A 516-nucleotide genomic window follows, 5' to 3' on the forward strand; every position below is an offset into this window, starting at 1 on the left:
GGAATCAGAGTCACTATCACTGTCCGAGTCAGAATCACTGTCGGAATCAGAGTCACTGTCCGAGTCAGAATCACTGTCTGAGTCCGAATCGCTATCGGAATCGGAGTCACTGTCCGAGTCACTATCTGAATCGGAATCACTGTCGCTGTCCGAGTCACTGTCGGAATCGGAGTCACTGTCCGAATCGGAGTCACTGTCCGAATCAGAGTCACTGTCCGAATCACTGTCGGAGTCGGAATCACTATCAGAGTCAGAGTCACTATCTGAGTCGGAGTCACTGTCGGAATCCGAGTCGCTGTCGGAGTCGGAGTCACTGTCGGAATCCGAGTCACTATCTGAGTCGGAGTCACTGTCGGAATCCGAGTCACTATCTGAGTCGGAGTCTGAATCACTATCTGAGTCGCTATCGGAGTCCGAATCACTGTCAGAATCTGAGTCACTGTCAGAATCTGAGTCACTGTCGGAATCAGAATCACTGTCGCTGTCCGAGTCACTGTCAGAGTCCGAATCACTATC

1 protein-coding gene is annotated in these 516 nt (G+C 51.2%); it reads right to left on the reverse strand.

The features are described 5' to 3' along the window. On the reverse strand, positions 1-516 hold a 516-nt coding region (locus IV54_RS12300; RefSeq protein ID WP_179209708.1), incomplete at both ends, for a hypothetical protein.

The organism is Levilactobacillus paucivorans (genome assembly GCF_001437125.1).
Taxonomy (GTDB): Bacteria; Bacillota; Bacilli; order Lactobacillales; family Lactobacillaceae; genus Levilactobacillus; species Levilactobacillus paucivorans.